The sequence below is a fragment of the Pseudomonas sp. TSRC2-2 genome (assembly GCF_049897785.1).
GTDB lineage: Bacteria > Pseudomonadota > Gammaproteobacteria > Pseudomonadales > Pseudomonadaceae > Aquipseudomonas.
In genome coordinates, this window is the sequence record NZ_JAFCWZ010000002.1 from 202,637 (window position 1) to 221,720 (window position 19,084).

A 19,084-nucleotide genomic window follows, 5' to 3' on the forward strand; every position below is an offset into this window, starting at 1 on the left:
GGCGGCGGGTTTGCTGTTTCAGACCTCAGATCAGACGGTATCGACTTTCAACGAATGATCATTGAGCATGCCGCTGATGATCGTCGCCGTGTCGTGGCCGCTGGCAATCATGCCGCCTGCGCCCGGGGTCACGCCGTAGTGGCTGGCAAGGTTGACGCCAGCGAGATCGATGGTCTGGTTCGGCGTGGCGCCGGCCATGGCGCTGACGTCGATGCTGGTCATCACCGAGGCGCCGCTGCCACTGACAGTGAAGTGCAAATAGTCATCCAGCGACGCGGTGCTGGCGTTTTCGCCTTGCAGCAGTTGCGACAGGTCGAGCTTGTCGGTGCCGGGGGTGAAATCGGTGATCAGGTCGTGGCCGCTGTTGCCCTTGAGCCACTGGAAGGTGTCCGCCCCTGCTCCGCCGGTCAGAGTGTTGTTGCCCATGCCACCGATCAGCAAGTCATCGCCGGCGCCACCGTTGAGGAAGTCGTTGCCGAGCCCCCCGTTGATCACGTTGTTGTTGGCGTCGCCGGTGAGGCTGTCGTTGAAGTTCGAGCCGAGCAGGTTTTCGATGCCGGTCAGGGTGTCGGTGCCGGCGCCGAGGGTGTTTTGCGCACCGAGCAGGTCGAGGTTGACGGTGACCGCGGCTGTGGCATGGGCGTAGCTGGCCGTGTCGCTGCCGGTGCCGCCGTCGAGCAGATCATTGCCGGCGCCGCTGTAAAGCAAATCGTTGCCGGCGCCGCCGTGCATTTCGTTATTGCCGGAGCCAGCGCTGAGCACGTCATTGCCGTCGCCGGCATTGACCACGTTATTGCCGCTGCCCGCCACCAGCACATCGTCGCTGGCGGTGCCGGTCAGGGTGTGGCCGTCCTGATAGCTGATGCTGAGACTGGCCGTATCGCTGCCGCCGTGGTTGTCGTTGGCGGTGTAGGTGCCATGGTAGTCCGGCGTGATGTCGTGGGCCCCGGCGTAGTCAAGGGTCATTGTCAGTTGGTAGTTCTCTGCGGCGTTGGGGTTGCCGCCGCCGTTACCAATATTGGTGATGTGGATCTGGTAGATGCCGTCCGCCGAGGCGGTGAGCGTTTGCCCGTCCGCCAGCGCGGCGTAGGCGCCACCGTTGAGCGAGTACTCCATGCTGATCTTGCCGGCACCCAGATTGTGATCCAGATTGAGGGTTTCGCCCTGACGCAGATTGACGGTGATGCGATCTTCATCATTGGCATTGCTGTTGCTCACCATGCCGAGATAACCGCTGACTACCAGCACGGCGGTCATCGTCGCGGCATTGGCGCTGAAGGCGCTGCGCACGTTGGACAGGTTCTGGTTGGCCGCATTATTGGGTTGCCCGGTGAAACCGATCAGACCGGTGCCGGTGAAGTCCGCTGCTTTCGATACCCAACCCGTATTGAAGCTGGTTGGCGTGGCGTTGAGTGCATCGCCGTTCGGATCGGTGTCATTGGCCAGCAGCAGCTCGCCCGGCACCACGATGTTGCCGGACAGCACATTGGTGATGACGTGATCGTCGATCGCCACCGGCGGCGCGTTGGGGATCACTTTCACCGTCAGCGTGGAGCTGGCCAGATCGCCGTCGTTGTCACTGACGGTGAAACCGATGTTTTCGGTGATCACCACCGCCGTGGTTTTCTGCGAGGTGTAGCTGTATTCGCCGGTGTCGAGGTTGACCACCAAGGTGCCGCTATTGTTGGTGGCGATGCTGACCGTGTTGTTCGCCGTGTTGAAGGTGCCGTGGTTGGCGCCGCCGCTCGCGGTCAACGAACCCTGGCCGCTGAGGGCCTTCGGATCGTAGGTGTAGGTGGTGCCGTCGACGACGATGGACTTGATGAAACCGCCATCGGCACCGAACGAACCGCCCTCGCCCAGCAGCGAACCGGTGACCGGCGCGCCCTGCACGGTGCCGGACAATACCGAGTTGAGCTGATTGAGATCGGTGACCACCACCGCATTGGTGTCGGTGTGATTGATGCCGTCGTAGGCCAGCGGATCGAGGTTGGCGTTGCTCACGCCACTGCCCAGTCCAATGGCGTAGTTTTTGATGTTGTTGGCGTCGAGGAAGTTTTTCAGCGCGGCTTCGTCAGCCGTGCCGATGTCACCCTCGTTGGGCTTGCCGTCGGAGAAGAAGTAGCCGACGTTCTGCGCCCCGGTGAGTTTGCCGGAGGTGTTGAACGCGGTCTGCATCACCGCCACGGCGGCGTCGTAGTTGGTGCCGCCGCCGGCATTCAGACCCGCGAGCAGCGTCTTGGCGGTGGCCACATCCACCCACACGGTGGTGCGGTCGGCAGCATTGCTGCTGAACGTCACCAACTGCACTTTCACATCGCCCAGATCATCGTACTTGTCGAGCAAGGCACCAATCGCCTGCTTGGCCAGCGCCAGCCGCGACAGGCCCTGCACGCCAGAGGCATCGGCCATGCTGCCGGAAATGTCGAGGACGATGAGGATGTTGGAATCGATCTCCACCGCCGTCACCGAGCGATCCGAAGCAACGGCTTTCGGTACATCGTCAACGATGTTGATCACAAGGGTGCTGGTGGTGCTGTTGCCCAGTGCATCGGTGGCTTGGTAGGTGAACGTTTCGCTGAGGGTATTGGCCCCGTCGTTGGCGTTCGGCGCGGTTTTCGGCGCGGAGGTCAGCGTGTAGGTGTAGGTGCCGTCGGCGTTGAGCTGCAGTTGTCCGTAGCTGCCGGTGGCGTTGCCGACCAACGTATAAGTGATCGCGCCGCTGCCGCCACTGAGGGAACCCACCAGCGTGCCGCTGGCGGTTTCGCCGGTGTTGCCCGGTTCGCTGCCGGTGACCGTGCCGGGAGCCAGATCGGCGCCATCCTTGCTCAGGTCGAGGGCTTTTTCGTAAACCGTGACGTCGGTGTCGCCGACGGCGACCAGGCAGCTGTTGTGCACATCAATGGTGAGGGTGGTGGTGCTGTCGTCGCCATCGGAATCGCGCACGGTGTAGGTGAATACGTCAACCGCGCCCGGGGCGTTCACCGCGTTGGGATTGCTGTGATAAACGGCGTTGCCGTTGGCATCGAGGGTGAGGTAGCCGTAGCTGCCGTTGATTTGTGAGTTCAAACCGCCAATGGCAGAAGTAGACGTATCGGCGCCGGCACGCACGCCGATCACGGCACCGGAAACTGCCGGGCCGTCAGCCCCGCCTATATCGTTTTCGAGCACGTTTCCACTGACGGTTCCGCCCTCCTCCACCGAAGTGGCATCTGCGTGCGCTGTCGGCAGGTCATCAACGATGTTGACGTTGATCTGACCGCTGGCCGTGCTGCCGTCGGTGTCTGTGGCGACCACCGCGAAATTCTCGCTGAGGCTGTTGGCACCGTTGGCGTCTGGATGGGCTTCGTTGTCGACCAGGGTGTAGCTGTAGCTGACCACGCCGGTGGCCGGGTCGTAACCGGTGATGGTGAACGTACTGCCCAGCGGCGAGACCACCGACTGTGGCAAACCGGCGGCGACGCCATTGCTGACCACGGCAATGCCGCCGACCGTCAATGTTTGCAGGCCATCAAGCGCGGTGACGGTGAAGCTGCCGCTCTGGGTCAGCGCCGAGGTGTTGGGGCTGCTGCCGTCGCTGAGGTTCCTCTCGTAGACGGTGAGTTCGCCGCCCTTCACGTTGAGGCCGTCGAGACACACCGGGTCGTCGTTGTTGTGAATGTTCAGCACAAGGTGGGCGGTGCTGGTGTCGCCGTCGGAGTCGGTGATCGTGTAGGCGAAGGTTTCAGTGCCGTTGCCGCCGCCGTGAAGGTTGTTGAAGTCGGCGTCGTTAACGTCCAGCGTGTAGGTGTAAGTGCCGTTGGCGTTAAGTACCAGCGTGCCGTAAGTGCCAGTGAAAGTACCGGCGGTCACCGGGCCGCTGGCGACGCGATCGGCGCCTTGCACGTCGTTGTCGAGGACATTGCCAGTCAGGGTCAATTGCGCTTCGGTCGCGTTGTCGGCATTGCTGTCGTTCAGCGCTTTCGGCACGTCATCGACGATGCTCACGACAATACTGCTGGTGACGACATTGCCCAGCGAATCGGTGGCCTGATAGGTGAAGGTTTCGCTCAGGCTGTTGGCGCCGTCGTCGGCGTGCGGCGTGGTGGTCGCCGGCGAGGTCAGGGTGTAGGTGTAAGTGCCATTGGCGTTGAGCACGATCTGCCCGTAATTGCCGGTGGCGCTGCCGACCAGCGCATAACTGATCGCGCCGACCGCGCCGGTAACCGAGCCGACCAGGGTGCCGGATGCGGTTTCGCCGGTGCTGCCCGGATCGCTGCCGACCACGCTGCCCGCCGCCAGATCCTGGCCATCCTGGTTCAGGTCGAGGGCTTTTTCATACACGGTCACGTCACTATCGCTGACCGCTTTCAGGCAGCTGTTATAGACGTCGATGGTGATGGTCGTGGTGCTTTCATCACCGTCGAAATCGCGCACCGTGTAAGTGAACACATCCACCGCGCCCGGGCCGTTCACCGCGTTGGGATTGCTGTGATAAACGGCGTTGCCGTTGGCATCAAGCGTGAGGTAGCCGTAGGTGCCGTTGATCTGCGAATTGAGCCCGCCGATGGCCGAGGTCGAAGTGTCGGCACCGGCGCGCACGCCAACCACCGCGCCAGTAACCGCCGGGCCATCAGCGCCGCCGACATCGTTGTTGAGTACATTGCCGCTGACAGTGCCGCCCTCCGCCACCGAAGCCGCATCTGCATGCGCAGTCGGCAAATCATCAACGATGTTGACGTTGATCTGACCGCTGGCGGTGCTGCCATCGGTGTCGGTCGCGACGACGTCGAAGTTCTCGGTGAGGCTGTTGGCGCCGTTGGCGGTTGGATGGGCTTCGTTGTCGGCCAGGGTGTAGCTGTAGCTGACCACGCCGGTCGCCGGATCATAACCGCTGATGGTCAGGGTGCTGCCCATCGGGGTGACGATTGATTGCGGGAAGCCTGCGGCCACGCCATTGGTGATGACGGCGATGCCGCCGACCGAGAGGGTCTGCAGACCATCGAGAGCACTGACGGTGAAAGTGCCGTTCTGGGTCAGCGCCGGGGTGTTGGGGCTGGTGCCGTCGCTGAGGTTTTTTTCGTAGACCGTCAGTTCGCCACCGTTGACGTCAAGGCCATTGAGCAGCACCGGATCATCGTTGTTGTGAATCTGCAGAACCAGATTGGCAGTGCTGGTATCGCCGTCGGCATCGGTGATCGTGTAGGCGAAGGTCTCGGTGCCGTTACCGCCGCCGGTCAAGGCTTTGAAGTCGGCGTCACTGGTGTTGAGCGTGTAGGTGTAGGTGCCGTCAGCGTTCAGAACCAAGGTACCGAACGTGCCGGTGAAAGTGCCGGGCGTAACCGGTCCGGTGGGTACGCGGTCGGCGCCTTGTATGTCATTGGTGAGGACGTTGCCGGTCAGGGTCAGTTGGGTTTCTGACGCCGTGCCGTTGCTGTCATCGTTGGCGTTCGGCAGGTCATCGACGATGTTGACGTCGAGGGTGCCGGTGGCCGTTGTGCCGTTGTCGTCGACGGCGGTAACCGCGAACTGCTCAGGCAGACTGTTCGCGGCGTTGGCGTTCGGATGCGTTTCGTTATCGGCCAAGGTGTAGCTGTAGCTGACCACGCCGGTGGCAGCGTTGAAACCAGTAATCGTCAGCGTGCTGCCCAGTGGCGTGGTGATCGATTGCGGGAAGCCTGCGGCAACGCCATTGGGGACCACGGCGATGCCGCCGACTGTCAGCGTGGTCACGCCGTCCAGTGCGGTGATGGTGAACGTGCCGTTTTGCGTCAGTGCGCCAGCGTCAGGGGCGCTGCCGTCGCTGAGGTTTTTTTCGTAGATAGTCAACTCGCCACCGGCGACGTTCAGTCCGTCGATGGTGACTGGATCGTCGTTGTTGTGGATCTGCAAAACGAGATTGGCAGTGCTGGTATCGCCGTCGGCATCAGTGATCGTGTAAGCGAAGGTTTCGGTACCGTTGCCGCCGCCGGTCAAGGCTTTGAAATCGGCATCGCTAGTGTTCAGCGTGTAGGTGTAGGTGCCGTCGGCGTTCAGAACCAAGGTACCGAACGTGCCGGTGAAAGTGCCGGGCGTAACCGGGCCTGTTGCTACGCGGTCGGCGCCTTGTATGTCATTGGCGAGGACATTGCCGGTGAGGGTCAGTTGATTTTCCGAGGCGGTGCCGTTGCTGTCATCGTTGGCTTTCGGCAGGTCGTCGACGATGCTCACATCCAGCGTGCCGGTGGCGGTTGTGCCGTTGTCATCGACTACCGTGACCGCGAACTGCTCAGACAAATTATTCGCGCCGTTGGCGTTCGGATGCGCTTCGTTATCAGCCAAGGTGTAGCTGTAACTGACCACACCGGTTGCAGCGTTGAAACCAGTAATGGTCAGCGTGCTGCCCAGTGGCGTGGTGATCGATTGCGGGAAGCCCGCGGCAACGCCATTGGTGACCACGGCGATGCCGCCGACTGTCAGCGTGGTCACGCCGTCCAGCGCGGTGATGGTGAACGTGCCGTTTTGCGTCAGTGCGCCAGCGTCAGGGGCGCTGCCGTCGCTGAGGTTTTTTTCGTAGATCGTCAACTCGCCACCGGCGACGTTCAGTCCGTCGATGGTGACTGGATCGTCGTTGTTGTGAATTTGCAGAACGAGATTGGCGGTGCTGGTATCGCCGTCGGCATCGGTGATCGTGTAGGCAAAAGTTTCGGTGCCGTTACCGCCGCCGGTCAAGGCTTTGAAATCGGCATCGCTGGTATTTAGCGTGTAGGTGTAGGTGCCGTCGGCGTTCAGAACCAAGGTACCGAACGTGCCGGTGAAAGTGCCGGGCGTAACCGGGCCTGTTGCTACGCGGTCGGCGCCTTGTATGTCATTGGTGAGGACGTTGCCGGTCAGGGTCAGTTGGGTTTCTGACGCCGTGCCGTTGCTGTCATCGTTGGCGTTCGGCAGGTCGTCGACGATGTTGACGTCGAGGGTGCCGGTGGCCGTTGTGCCGTTGTCGTCGACGACGGTAACCGCGAACTGCTCAGGCAGACTGTTCGCGCCATTGGCGTTCGGATGCGCTTCGTTATCAGCCAAGGTGTAGCTGTAGCTGACCACGCCGGTTGCAGCGTTGAAACCAGTAATGGTCAGCGTGCTGCCCAGTGGCGTGGTGATCGATTGCGGGAAGCCTGCGGCAACGCCATTGGTGACCACGGCGATGCCGCCGACTGTCAGCGTGGTCACGCCGTCCAGTGCGGTGATGGTGAACGTGCCGTTTTGCGTCAGTGCGCCAGCGTCAGGGGCGCTGCCGTCGCTGAGGTTTTTTTCGTAGATAGTCAACTCGCCACCGGCGACGTTCAGTCCGTCGATGGTGACTGGATCGTCGTTGTTGTGGATCTGCAAAACGAGATTGGCAGTGCTGGTATCGCCGTCGGCATCAGTGATCGTGTAAGCGAAGGTTTCGGTACCGTTGCCGCCGCCGGTCAAGGCTTTGAAATCGGCATCGCTAGTGTTCAGCGTGTAGGTGTAGGTGCCGTCGGCGTTCAGAACCAAGGTGCCGTAAGTACCAGTGAATGTACCGGGCGTGACTGGACCGGTGGGTACGCGGTCAGCGCCTTGGATGTCATTGGTGAGGACATTGCCGGTCAGGGTCAGCACGGTTTCCGAGGCAATGCCATTGGCGTCATCAAACGCTTTGGGCACGTCGTCGGTGATATTCACGTCCAGCGTGCCAGTGGCGCTGTCGCCATTGCTGTCGGTGGCGATCACGGTGAACTGTTCGCTGAGGTTGTTCACGCCGTCGCCGGCCGCGTGGGTCTCGTTGCCGGTGAGGGTGTAGCTGTAGCTGACCGTGCCAGTGGCCGCGTTGTAACCGGTGATGGTCAGGGTGTTGCCCAGTTGCGTGGTGATCGACTGGGGAAAGCCGATCGGCACGCCGCCAACGATCACGTTGATGCCGCCGATGCTCAGGCTGTTCAAGCCATCCGCTGCCGAGACGGTGAAGCTGCCACTTTGCGTCAGCGCGCCCGGATTGGCCGCTGTACCGTCAGGCAGATTGGCTTCATTGAGGTTCAGCTCGCCGCCCGCCGCATCGAGACCGTTGAGGATGACCGGGTTGTTCACCGGCGTCGGTGGCACCACGACCGGCGCCGGCGTGTCGTCGCCATTGTCGTTGTCCGCATCGCGGCGATACTCGGGAAATTCGGGAATGCCGTTGAAGCCGGCGGTGGGGAAGCCGATGCTCGGATCGACTCGGCCGCCGACTTCGGTCAGCAGCACGAAGCTGTGCCCGCCGCCCAGTTCACCGGTATTGCCGGTGGGCGCGTTGGGGCCGGCAGCGGTGGCTTCGGCAGTTTTGCTGGGGTCTTCACCGGCGGCGATTGCTTTCTGGATTTGCTCGACATCGGTCAGTTGCGCCTGGCTCGGGGTCTGCGCTTCAGCGACGTTCACCGGCACCGCCTGGTCGGCCAGCAACTGCCCGGTCATGGTGATGCTGCTGCCCCGGCCGAGGGTCAATTGCTCGCCGTTTTGCAGTTTCACCGCCACCGCACCTTCCGCGCCGGTGATCAGTTGATCGCCGGCGTACAGGCGATCGCCCTCGAACAGCGGACGCTTGATGCCGTCGCCCGCCTGGGCGAACACCTGACCAATGACTTTTGTGACCGTACCGATGAGCGCTGCCATGTGAAATCCTCCGCTGCCGACCACCGTCGGCACAGGTTCGCGAAGCAGCCCATGGCTCAATCGGGTTGCCGGGGGCGACGCTCGCACCCTCGGCAGTTCGTTTCGCAGGTCGGATCAAGAGAATTACCAGCGCTATCAAGCACTTGCCAACCCTGTTCGATTCATCGACCCACTAGCGCTACGTAACGGCGGTGAATCACCAGAGTGACAAAAATCTGTCGCTCATTTGCCGTGACGCGTCCCTCCCCTTCAGCAGTACTTCGCAGTGTCTCGCAAAGTGAATGGAACTTTCCTCAAGCCTTGTGGAGCTCCCTAAAGCGCATAAAACAAAGGCTTTCGAGCTGAACAATGTGCTGCTTTTGAAAAACCGCATAAGTTTTTTTTGGAATAAGGCTTATGAAAATTTTTTCTTGGCTACGCTCTAGGATGTTCTTAGCTCTGTTGTTACAAGAGTGAAACGCTTACACCCTAAAATTACGTCAAATATTTGGCGACGGTAACACAACATTGAGATCCAGGGAGATGCACCCATGCGCGTTTTGACCCCCCTCTGCAGCGCGGTTTTGCTGGCCATGGCTTGCACTTCCCAAGCCCAGGCGATGAACCTCACCGAGGCGATCCAAAGCACCATCGCCACTCACCCGGAACTGGCGTCGCGGGTGGACGCGCGCCTGTCAGCGGACGAACAAGTGAAAGTGGCCAAGGGCGGGTTCTATCCCTCGGTCGATTTGAACGCTGCCTACGGTCGCGGCTACAGCGACAACACCAACACTCGCGCTTTCGGTAATCACAACACCGAGATTCTCAACTACACCCAGTCCGAGCTGCGCCTGCGGCAGATGATCTTCGACGGCTTCAACACCGCCAACGAGGTCGAGCGCACCAAGGGCGTGTCCAACTCGCGCGCCTACTACGCGCAAGGCACCGCGCAGGATCTGGCCCTGCGCACCATTGAGGTCTACCTTGAAGTGCTCAAGCGTCGTGAACTGGTGACGCTGGCCAAGAACAACCTGCAGGCGCACTTGCGCGTCAACGATCAGATCGGCCTGCGCACCGAGCGCGGCATCGGCAGCACCGCCGACTCCGACCAATCGGTCGCCCGTCGTGCACTGGCGCAGAACAACCTCGACACCGCCGAAGTTGATCTGGCAGACGCCGAATCGAATTTCTACAGCGTGGTCGGACGCATGCCCGACGAGCTGGAAACCCCGGCCTCGACCCGTGGCGAACTGCCGCCGGACCTGCGTGAAGCGCAGCAGAGCATGGTCGACAACAACCCGTACCTGAAATCGGCCCAGGCTGACGTGCAGTCCGCCGAGAGCCAGTACGAAGTGGCCAAGTCGCCGTTCTACCCACGCTTTGACGCGGAAGCGGCGGTCGGCGCCAACAACAACGTGCAGGGCGACGAAGGCCACGACAACGAATGGCGTGTCGGCGTGGTGATGAACTACAACCTGTTCCGTGGCGGCAGCGACAAGGCTCGTCTGGCGGCGAATGCCCACGACATCAACCAGGCGATGGACATCCGCAACAACGCCTTGCGCCAGCTCAACGAGAATATTCGCCTGGCCTGGAACGCCATGGAAAACGCCAAGAAGCAAACGCCGACCGCCCGCGAATACGCCGAAACCACCAAACGCGTGCGCGCCGCTTATCAGGACCAGTTCGGCCTCGGCCAGCGCACCCTGCTCGACCTGCTCGACAGCGAAAACGAGCTGTACAACGCCAACCGTCGCTACACCGAAATCCGCTACACCGAGGAATACTCGATGTACCGCGTGCTGGCGAACATGGGCCAACTGCTGAGCAAACAACGCGTGGTGTTGCCGGCTGATGCGATTGCCACCACCGAAGTGAAAAACCAGGCGCGCCTGCCTGAGCTGAAGTAACCCACATGGGCGCCGTGGACACTTGATCGTTCCCACGCTCTGCGTGGGAATGCCTCAAGGGACGCGCAGCGTCCAGTGACGCGCAGCGTCGCGGGCTGCATTCCCACGCGGGAGCGTGGGAACGATCCGATAACCGAGCCCGTTCAACAGAGGCAATCACTATGACCAGCATGGAACCCGGCGTTACCGGGGTCGATCCGCGCCTGAGCTTCGACGACCCGTTACTCGACGGCCTGCTGATCCTCTGCAAGCTGCACGGCGCCACGGTCAGTCGTGCCAGCCTGAGTGCCGGGCTGCCCCTGAACAAGCAACGCCTGAGCCTCGATCTGCTGCCCCGCGCAGCAGCGCGGGCCGGTTTGCAGGCGCGGTTGTTGCGCCGTGACTTGAAAGACATTTCGCCGCTGAACCTGCCGATCCTGTTGCTGCTCAACGACGGCCGCACCGCCGTGCTGCGCCGTTTTGGCGAGGACGGCAAAGCCCTGCTGCTGCCCAGCGAAGCCGACGGCGGCGAGCAATGGGTCAGCCGCGAAGAGCTCAGCGAACACTACAGCGGCCAGGCCTTGTTCGCCCGCCCGCGCCATGAACTCGAAGACCTGCGCGCGCCGCTGGTGCCACGGGTAAACGCGTGGTTTCGCGACACTCTCAAACTGTCGAAATGGCTGTACAGCGATGCGATCCTCGCCAGTTTCCTGATCAACCTGCTGGGCCTGATGGTGCCGCTGTTCGTCATGCAGACCTACGATCGCGTGGTGCCCAATCAGGCGACCTCGACGCTGTGGGTGCTGTCGATCGGCCTGTTGATCGGCACCGGTTTTGAACTGGTGCTGCGCGTGGTGCGTGCGCACCTGCTCGACACCGCCGGCAAGAAAACCGATGTGATCCTCTCGGCAACGTTGTTCGAGCGCATCACCGGCATGTCGATGAAAGCGCGGCCGGCGACCATCGGCGGCTTTGCCCAGAGCATTCACGACTTCCAGGGGCTGCGTGAGTTTCTCACCGCCGTGACCCTGACCAGTCTGATCGACTTGCCCTTCGTGGTGTTGATGCTGGTAGTGATCGGCCTGCTCGGCGGCTGGCTGGTGGTGATTCCTCTGTTGGCGTTTCCGATCACCATCATCTTCGCCATGGCGATTCAGGTGCGCCTGCGTGACACCGTGCAAAAAAGCCTGAGCCTCGGCGCCGAGCGTCAGGCGGTGCTGATCGAAACCCTCGGCGGTCTGGAAACCCTCAAGGCCTGCGGCGCCGAAAGCGAGCGCCAGCACAAATGGGAAAGCACCCACGGCGCCCTCACCCGCCTCGACAGCCACGCGCGCAACCTGTCGGCGCTAGCCACCAACGGCACGCTGTTCATCCAGCAGTTTTCCGGGATGGCGACGATCGTCGCCGGGGTCTACAGCATCATCGCCGGCAACCTCAGCGTCGGCGCGCTGGTCGCCACTTACATGCTTGGCAGCCGCGTACTCGCCCCGCTCGGCCAGATCGCCGGGCTGATCACCCGCTATCAGCAAGCGCAACTGACCATGAAAAGCACCGACGCGCTGATGGCCCTGCCACAGGAACGCGACGGCAAACAACGGCCGCTGGAACGCACGCAGTTGCAAGGTGCGCTGGACGTCAGCGGCGTGACGTTTCACTACAACGGCCAGAATGCGCCGGCGCTGTGCGAAGTCAGCTTCAGCCTGAAACCCGGCGAGCGGGTCGGCATCATCGGTCGCAGCGGCTCGGGCAAAAGCACATTGGCGCGGCTGGTCATGGGTTTCTACGAAGCGGAACAAGGCCAGTTACTGCTCGACGGCCTCGACCTGCGCCAACTGGACGTGGCTGACCTGCGCCAGCAGATCGGTTATGTCGCCCACGACTTGCCGCTGCTGGCCGGCAGCCTGCGTGACAACCTGACCCTGGGCGCGCGTTACATCAGCGACTCACGCATGCTTGAGGTTGCCGAACTGACCGGCGTCACCGAACTGGCGCGGCAACATCCGCAAGGCTTCGACCGACCGGTGGGCGAGCGCGGGCAATTGCTTTCCGGCGGCCAGCGCCAAGCCGTGTTGCTGGCGCGTGCGTTACTGCTCGATCCGCCGATCATGCTGCTCGACGAACCCACCAGCGCCATGGACAACAGCAGCGAAGACGCGCTGCGGCAGAAACTGCATGGCTGGGTGCAAGGCAAAACCCTGCTGCTGGTCACCCACCGCACCTCGATGCTGAGCCTGGTGGACCGGTTGCTGGTGCTGGACAACGGCCGGGTCGTCGCGGACGGCCCGAAAGAAGCAGTCATCGATGCACTGCGCAAGGGCCGTGTCGGCTCGGCGGCGGTCTAGGAGTTACGCCATGCCTGCTTCCTCCGATAGCAACAAGCGCGGTTACTTCGACAGTTTCGGCAAAAGCGCCGAAGCCGAGTTCATGCCGGAAACCGCCGGCGCAGCGTTGCAGGATTCGCCGCGCAAATCGCGAATTACCGTGTGGCTGGCGGCAGCGCTGCTGATCGCAGCACTGGTATGGGCCAAATTCGCCGTGCTCGAAGAAGTGACCATGGGCGAAGGCAAGGCGATTCCGTCGAGCAAGGTTCAGGTGATCCAGAACCTCGAGGGCGGCATCGTCACCGAGATTTTCGTTCGCGAAGGTCAGATGGTCGGCAAGGGCGACACCCTGCTGCGTCTGGATGACACGCGCTTTCGCTCGAACAAGGGCGAGAGTGAGGCCGACCGGTATGCGCTGACCGCGCAAGTCGAACGGCTGTCAGCGGAGGCCGAGGGGCGGCCCTTCAAGCTCTCCGCTGAAGTCATCGCCAAGGCGCCGCAAGTCGCCGAAGACGAGCGCTCGCTGTACGAGCAACGGCAACGCCGCTTGGCCAGCGAACAGCGCACCCTCAGTGAACAGCTGCGGCAGAAAACCCAGGAGCTGGCGGAATTTCGTTCCAAGCAAGGCCAATTCAGTTCCAGCCTGGCGCTGCTGCAGCAAGAGATGAACATGTCGGAACCGCTGGTGAAAACCGGCGCGGTTTCACCAGTGGAAATCCTCCGGCTCAGACGCAGCGCGGTGGAAATCCGTGGTTCGCTGAACGCCACCACGCTGGCCATTCCCCGCGCCGAATCAGCCATCGCCGAAATCCGCAGCAAGATCGACGAGTCGGAACAGACCTTTCGCTCTGAGGCCGCCAAGGAGCTCAACGAGAAACGCACCGACCTGTCGAAAATCACCGCCTCGAGCATCGCCATCGATGACCGCGTCAGCCGCACCACGGTGACTTCGCCGGTACGCGGGGTGATCAAGCAGATGAAGGTCAACACCATCGGCGGCGTGGTCCAGCCGGGCAGCGACATGGTCGAAATCGTGCCGCTGGAAGACAACCTGCTGATCGAAGCCAGGGTCCGCCCGCAAGACGTGGCATTCCTGCATCCGGGCCAGAAAGCCATGGTCAAGTTCAGCGCCTACGACTACACGATTTATGGCGGGCTGAGCGCCAAACTCGAGCTGATCGGCGCCGATACGATTACCGATGACAAGGGCAACAGCTTCTATCTGATTCAGGTGCGCACCGACAAGAATCACTTGGGGGGCGATGTGAAACCGCTGCTGATCATCCCGGGAATGGTGGCGACAGTGGACATTATTACTGGCGAGAAAAGCGTACTGGATTACCTGCTCAAACCGGTGCTGAAAGCGCGGACCGAGGCGATGCGCGAGCGCTAGGCATCATCCGGACGCTGGGGTGATGGATCTGGCGCTTTCGCGAGCAAGCCCGCTCCCACAAGGGGAATGCATATCCATGTGGGAGCGGGCTTGCTCGCGAAGAGGCCAGCACAGACAACGCCTATCTATCGCCATGATTGCGCTGAAAAGTCTCCTCCCCCATCGCCGCGATCTGCCCGTCGATCAGCGCTTCAAAAGGTTTGAGCAACGGCGCAAACGTCGACGGCGCTTCAAGGGTTTCCAGCGCCTGCACGATCGCCTCGATAGTCGACAACGCCCCTGGCCCCGGTGCCTTGCGCAAGCGATAGCGCGACACCCCGCCTTCAGCCAAAGTCACCCGTGGCAACGCGGCCAACAGAGGATTGAGATGCAACATCTTGCGTGCCTTGCGCCAGGTGCCGTCGGGCACCACCAGCAACACCGGTTCATCGGATTCATCGTAAGCCTGCAACGGCTGCGCATCCTCTGCCGGGAACAGCAAGCGCGCCCGATAACCCGGCCGGTTCAACAGCGTCGGCAAATCGTCGAACACCTCACCAACAATCAGCTCGGCATTGCTCAGCCCCAACACCGCCAGTCGCGCCGTATTGAGCGCGTGACTGACCTCGCTCGGATGCTGCAGCAGCAATACTCGGGTGCGGCTGTCGAGGTGCGGAATCAGCGCGCACAGGCAATGGGTCTGGGGGCGCAGGCAGCGCGGGCATTGGGCTCGGGACATGATGGGTTACGCCTGATTCAATTGCGCTTTGAGCAAATCGCGAAAGGTCTGGATCAGCGGCTCGCGACTGCGGCCCCTGCGCATGATCATCGAAAACGGCGCCTGATAACCGAAGGTCGCCGGCAGCAAAACACGCAGATCACCCTTGTCGGCCCAGGCCTGCGCGTAGTGTTCCGGCAGATAACCGATGTACGCGCCGGAGAGCACCAGAATCAGCTGAGCTTCCATGCTTTCCACGGTCGCGGCGCTGTGTTTGAAACCGTGCCGGGCCAGTTCCGCCTGGCTCCAGTAGCCGCGCCCGACCATGCGTTGCTGAGTGATGACCTGCTCGGGGATGCGCCGCTCGTTGAACAATGGATGGCGGCTGCTGCAATACAGCCAGTGCTGCTCGCGGTACAGCGGCATATAGACCAGACCGCTCATGCGCGTGGAAAACGCACCGATGGCCAGATCGAGGCGATTGTCCTGCACGCCGAGTTGCAATTCATAAGGGCTCATCACTGACAGGTGCAAATGCACCGCCGGGTGCTCTTGACTGTAAGCGCCGATGGCTTCGGCAAATGGCAGGGCCTTGTCGCTGACCGTGGAATCGATCACCCCCAGATTGAGCGTGCCGCGCAGTTCGCCCTTGAGCGCGGCGGCGTATTGCTCGAAGCCTTCGAGCTCGGCGAGCAGGCGCAGGGTTTCCTGATGGAACAGCTCGCCCTTGCTGGTCAGGCTGAACCCGCCACGCCCGCGATGGCACAGCACCAGACCCAACGCGGCTTCGAGCTGGCTCATGTAAGTGCTGATCGCCGAGGTCGACAGGTTGAGTTCCTGCTGCGCATTGGCAAAACCCTGATGGCGCACGACGCTGACGAAGATGCGCAGGAGTTTCAGGTCGGGTAAAGCGTTGGCCATGCGGCTCTCCAAACGTCGGACTTCTCCCCTGTAGGAGCTGCCGAAGGCGGCGATCTTTTGATCTTTGTTTATAGGGTCAAAATCAAAAGATCGCAGCCTTCGGCAGCTCCTACAGGGATATTTCAGTACGTAAGAGTCTATCCCCGGCCTCGGCATTAGTTTAGAAAAATCTGAACTAAGTTTTTGCCCGTAGCGATTCTTCCCCGCCACTACATTTCGCATCATCGGCCCCACAGCGGCGTCCGAACCTGTGCTGCACGGCGCGCCGGCATAAATAAAACAAAGACGATGAGGCCCTACCCGTGGACAAGATTCTTCACCAACCACTGGGCGGCAACGAAATGCCGCGCTTCGGCGGCATCGCCACCATGCTCCGACTTCCCCATGTACCTACCGCTGCCGGTCTGGACGCTGCCTTCGTTGGCGTGCCGCTGGACATCGGCACTTCGCTGCGCCCCGGCACTCGCTTCGGGCCGCGCGACATCCGCACCGAATCGGTGATGATCCGTCCGTACAACATGGCCACCGGCGCCGCGCCGTTCGACTCGCTGTCGGTGGCCGATATCGGTGACGTGGCGATCAACACCTTCAACCTGCTCGACGCCGTGCGCATTATCGAAGAAGCCTACGACAACATCCTCGAGCACAACGTCATTCCGATGACCCTGGGCGGCGACCACACCATCACCCTGCCGATCCTGCGTGCGATTCATAAGAAGCACGGCAAGGTTGGTCTGGTGCACATCGATGCGCACGCTGACGTCAACGACCACATGTTCGGTGAGAAAATCGCCCACGGCACCACGTTCCGTCGCGCCGTCGAAGAAGGTCTGCTCGATTGCGACCGCGTGGTACAGATCGGTTTGCGTGCGCAGGGTTACACCGCTGACGACTTCAACTGGAGTCGCGACCAAGGCTTTCGCGTGGTCCAGGCCGAAGAGTGCTGGCACAAGTCGCTGGCGCCGCTGATGGCCGAAGTGCGCGAAAAAGTCGGTGGCGGTCCGGTGTATCTGAGTTTCGACATCGACGGCATCGACCCGGCCTGGGCGCCCGGCACCGGCACCCCGGAAATCGGCGGCCTGACCACCATTCAGGCGATCGAAATCGTCCGCGGCTGTCAGGGCCTCGACCTGATCGGCTGCGATCTGGTAGAAGTCTCGCCCGCTTACGACACCACCGGCAATACCTCGCTGCTGGCCGCCAACCTGCTGTACGAAATGCTCTGCGTACTGCCTGGCGTGGTTCACCGCTGAGGGGCCGGTCATGCACGCACGTGATCAGGTTTTGCACGCGGCCGCCGAGTTGGTTGCCGCGTTTGCGCGTAACGATCGCGAAGCTTACTTCGGTGCATTCAGCGCCGATGCCAGCTTCGTTTTCTACACCCTCGAACAGCCACTGCTGTCGCGCGATGCCTATCAGGCGTTGTGGGATCGCTGGCGCGCCGAGGATGGTTTCGAGGTGCTGTCGTGCACCTCGAGCAACGCCTTTGTCAGCCTGCAGGGTGACGTGGCGATTTTCATCCATGACGTGGCCACCGAGCTGCGCATGCAAGGGGAGCAACACTTCAGCCAGGAGCGCGAGACGATTGTTTTCCGCAAACAAGCGTCAAGCCTAGAACAACAAGGCCTATGGCTGGCCTGTCACGAACATTTGTCCGCAATGCCGGAAGGGCTGCCACCCCCTTAGCCAATGGTGACGCTCACGCACGATGAGCGCGCCTGATGATCGGAGCAGATCATGAATAACAACAACAACGAAAAAAGCCTTAGCAGCATCGAAACAAACGGGGTCGAACAGATCCCGGATCATGAGCGCGACGCCCGACCCAGCGACCTGTTTCGCTTGATCTTCGGCGGCGCCAATACGTTTGCCACCGCTGTGCTCGGCAGTTTCCCGGTGCTGTTCGGCCTGTCGTTTCAGGCCGGTGTCTGGGCGATTGTGCTGGGTGTGGTGGTCGGTGCGCTGATCCTCGCGCCGATGGGCCTGTTCGGCCCGCTCAACGGCACCAACAACGCCGTGTCTTCCGGTGCGCACTTCGGCGTGCACGGGCGTATTGTCGGGTCGTTCCTGTCGTTGCTGACGGCAATCGCGTTCTTCTCGCTGTCAGTGTGGAGCTCGGGTGATGCGCTGGTCGGCGGTGCCAAACGCCTCGTTGATCTGCCGGAAACCGACCTGACCCTGGGCCTGGCCTACGGTCTGTTCGCGCTGCTGGTGCTGACCGTGTGCATCTACGGTTTCCGCATCATGCTGTGGGTCAACCGCATCGCCGTTTGGGCCGCGAGCCTGTTGTTCCTGCTGGGTATCTTCGCCTTCGCCCCTGCCTTCGACAGCCAGTACGCCGGCAGCGTGGCGCTGGGTCAGGCCGGGTTCTGGGCAGCGTTCATCGGCGCAGCGCTGGTGGCGATGAGCAACCCGATTTCCTTCGGCGCGTTCCTCGGCGACTGGTCCCGCTACATCCCGCGTGAGACACCCAAAGGCCGGATCATGCTGGCGGTGATCGCCGCGCAACTGGCAACGTTGATCCCGTTTCTGTTCGGCCTCGCTACCGCGACCATCGTCGCGATCAAGGCACCGGACTACATCGCCGCAAACAACTATGTCGGCGGCTTGCTGGCCGTATCGCCGAGCTGGTTCTTCCTGCCGGTGTGCCTGATTGCGGTGATCGGCGGCATGTCCACCGGCACCACGTCGCTGTATGGCACCGGGCTGGACATGTCCAGCGTGTTCCCGCGCGTGTTGTCGCGGGTCAAGGCGACGTTGCTGATCGGCGTGCTGTCGATTGCCTTCATCTTCATCGGCCGTTTTGCTGCGAACCTGGTGCAGAGCGTGTCGACCTTCGCCGTGCTGATCATCACCTGCACCACGCCGTGGATGGTGATCATGATCATCGGCCTGCTGGTGCGGCGCGGCTTCTATTGCCCGGATGATCTGCAAGTGTTCACCCGCGGCGAACAGGGCGGACGCTACTGGTTCAACCACGGCTGGAACTGGCGCGGTCTCGGCGCATGGATTCCGAGTGCGCTGGTGGGCCTGTGCTTCGTCAACCTGCCGGGGCAGTTCGTCGGCCCGCTGGGCGAACTGGCCGGCGGCATCGACGTCAGTTTGCCGGTGACCTTGAGCCTGGCGTCGGTGGTGTATCTGACGCTGTTGCGCCTGTTTCCCGAACCTGCAGAAGTGTTCGGGCCGAAGGATGTGCGCAGCGAAGCCGCCATAAAACCCGAACTGCGTCAGGCCGCCTGATGCAGTTCGAACCCGTGGGAGC

At 61.9% G+C, this 19,084-nt stretch carries 9 protein-coding genes; 6 read left to right on the forward strand and 3 right to left on the reverse strand.

Annotation, left to right across the window (positions count from 1 at the left end; genetic code table 11):
* Positions 1-30 precede the first annotated feature (30 nt).
* Entirely contained in the window at positions 31-8,622 is an 8,592-nt protein-coding gene (locus ACP7D9_RS03965) for a retention module-containing protein (RefSeq protein ID WP_426155779.1), read from the reverse strand.
* Positions 8,623-9,152: 530 nt separating this feature from the next.
* On the opposite strand from ACP7D9_RS03965, the gene ACP7D9_RS03970 reads away from it, so the two are divergent.
* The 3 genes from ACP7D9_RS03970 (at position 9,153) to ACP7D9_RS03980 (ending at position 14,204) form a co-directional block, all read left to right on the forward strand.
* Complete coding sequence (locus ACP7D9_RS03970; RefSeq protein ID WP_039761048.1) at positions 9,153-10,511, forward strand: TolC family outer membrane protein; 1,359 nt, start codon at positions 9,153-9,155, stop codon at positions 10,509-10,511.
* 161 nt (positions 10,512-10,672) lie between these two features.
* Positions 10,673-12,832, forward strand: a complete 2,160-nt coding sequence (locus ACP7D9_RS03975) for a type I secretion system permease/ATPase (protein WP_397478387.1) — start codon at positions 10,673-10,675, stop codon at positions 12,830-12,832.
* A 10-nt stretch (positions 12,833-12,842) separates the two neighbouring features.
* Positions 12,843-14,204: an HlyD family type I secretion periplasmic adaptor subunit gene (locus tag ACP7D9_RS03980; RefSeq protein ID WP_101158589.1), complete on the forward strand. Its 1,362-nt coding sequence runs from the start codon at positions 12,843-12,845 to the stop codon at positions 14,202-14,204.
* Positions 14,205-14,325: 121 nt separating this feature from the next.
* On the opposite strand, the gene ACP7D9_RS03985 is transcribed toward ACP7D9_RS03980, so the two are convergent.
* Together ACP7D9_RS03985 and ACP7D9_RS03990 are read right to left on the reverse strand one after the other, a co-directional pair.
* Positions 14,326-14,922, reverse strand: a complete 597-nt coding sequence (locus tag ACP7D9_RS03985) for a tRNA-uridine aminocarboxypropyltransferase (RefSeq protein WP_101158588.1) — start codon at positions 14,920-14,922, stop codon at positions 14,326-14,328.
* A 6-nt stretch (positions 14,923-14,928) separates the two neighbouring features.
* Positions 14,929-15,822, reverse strand: coding sequence for a LysR family transcriptional regulator (locus tag ACP7D9_RS03990; RefSeq protein WP_007956593.1), 894 nt, complete (start codon positions 15,820-15,822; stop codon positions 14,929-14,931).
* A 302-nt stretch (positions 15,823-16,124) separates the two neighbouring features.
* On the opposite strand from ACP7D9_RS03990, the gene speB reads away from it, so the two are divergent.
* From speB to ACP7D9_RS04005, 3 genes are read left to right on the forward strand one after another with little or no spacing between them, the layout of a single operon-like run.
* Entirely contained in the window at positions 16,125-17,075 is a 951-nt protein-coding gene (speB, locus tag ACP7D9_RS03995; RefSeq protein WP_003222717.1) for an agmatinase, read from the forward strand.
* Positions 17,076-17,085: 10 nt separating this feature from the next.
* On the forward strand, positions 17,086-17,508 hold the full coding sequence (locus ACP7D9_RS04000; RefSeq protein WP_101158586.1) for a YybH family protein: 423 nt from the start codon (positions 17,086-17,088) through the stop codon (positions 17,506-17,508).
* Between the two features lie 51 nt (positions 17,509-17,559).
* Positions 17,560-19,062 (forward strand): purine-cytosine permease family protein, encoded by a 1,503-nt coding sequence (locus ACP7D9_RS04005; protein WP_426155783.1) that lies wholly within the window; start codon positions 17,560-17,562, stop codon positions 19,060-19,062.
* The last annotated feature ends 22 nt before the right edge of the window (positions 19,063-19,084 follow it).

Excerpts from the sequence above, each read along its gene's own strand:
- ACP7D9_RS04000 (WP_101158586.1), top strand. The coding sequence starts at position 17,086 with ATGCACGCACGTGATCAGGTTTTGCACGCGGCCGCCGAGTTGGTTGCC.
- ACP7D9_RS03990 (WP_007956593.1), bottom strand. The coding sequence starts at position 15,822 with ATGGCCAACGCTTTACCCGACCTGAAACTCCTGCGCATCTTCGTCAGC.
- ACP7D9_RS04005 (WP_426155783.1), top strand. The coding sequence starts at position 17,560 with ATGAATAACAACAACAACGAAAAAAGCCTTAGCAGCATCGAAACAAAC.
- ACP7D9_RS03975 (WP_397478387.1), top strand. The coding sequence starts at position 10,673 with ATGACCAGCATGGAACCCGGCGTTACCGGGGTCGATCCGCGCCTGAGC.
- ACP7D9_RS03970 (WP_039761048.1), top strand. The coding sequence starts at position 9,153 with ATGCGCGTTTTGACCCCCCTCTGCAGCGCGGTTTTGCTGGCCATGGCT.
- ACP7D9_RS03980 (WP_101158589.1), top strand. The coding sequence starts at position 12,843 with ATGCCTGCTTCCTCCGATAGCAACAAGCGCGGTTACTTCGACAGTTTC.
- ACP7D9_RS03965 (WP_426155779.1), bottom strand. The coding sequence starts at position 8,622 with ATGGCAGCGCTCATCGGTACGGTCACAAAAGTCATTGGTCAGGTGTTC.
- ACP7D9_RS03985 (WP_101158588.1), bottom strand. The coding sequence starts at position 14,922 with ATGTCCCGAGCCCAATGCCCGCGCTGCCTGCGCCCCCAGACCCATTGC.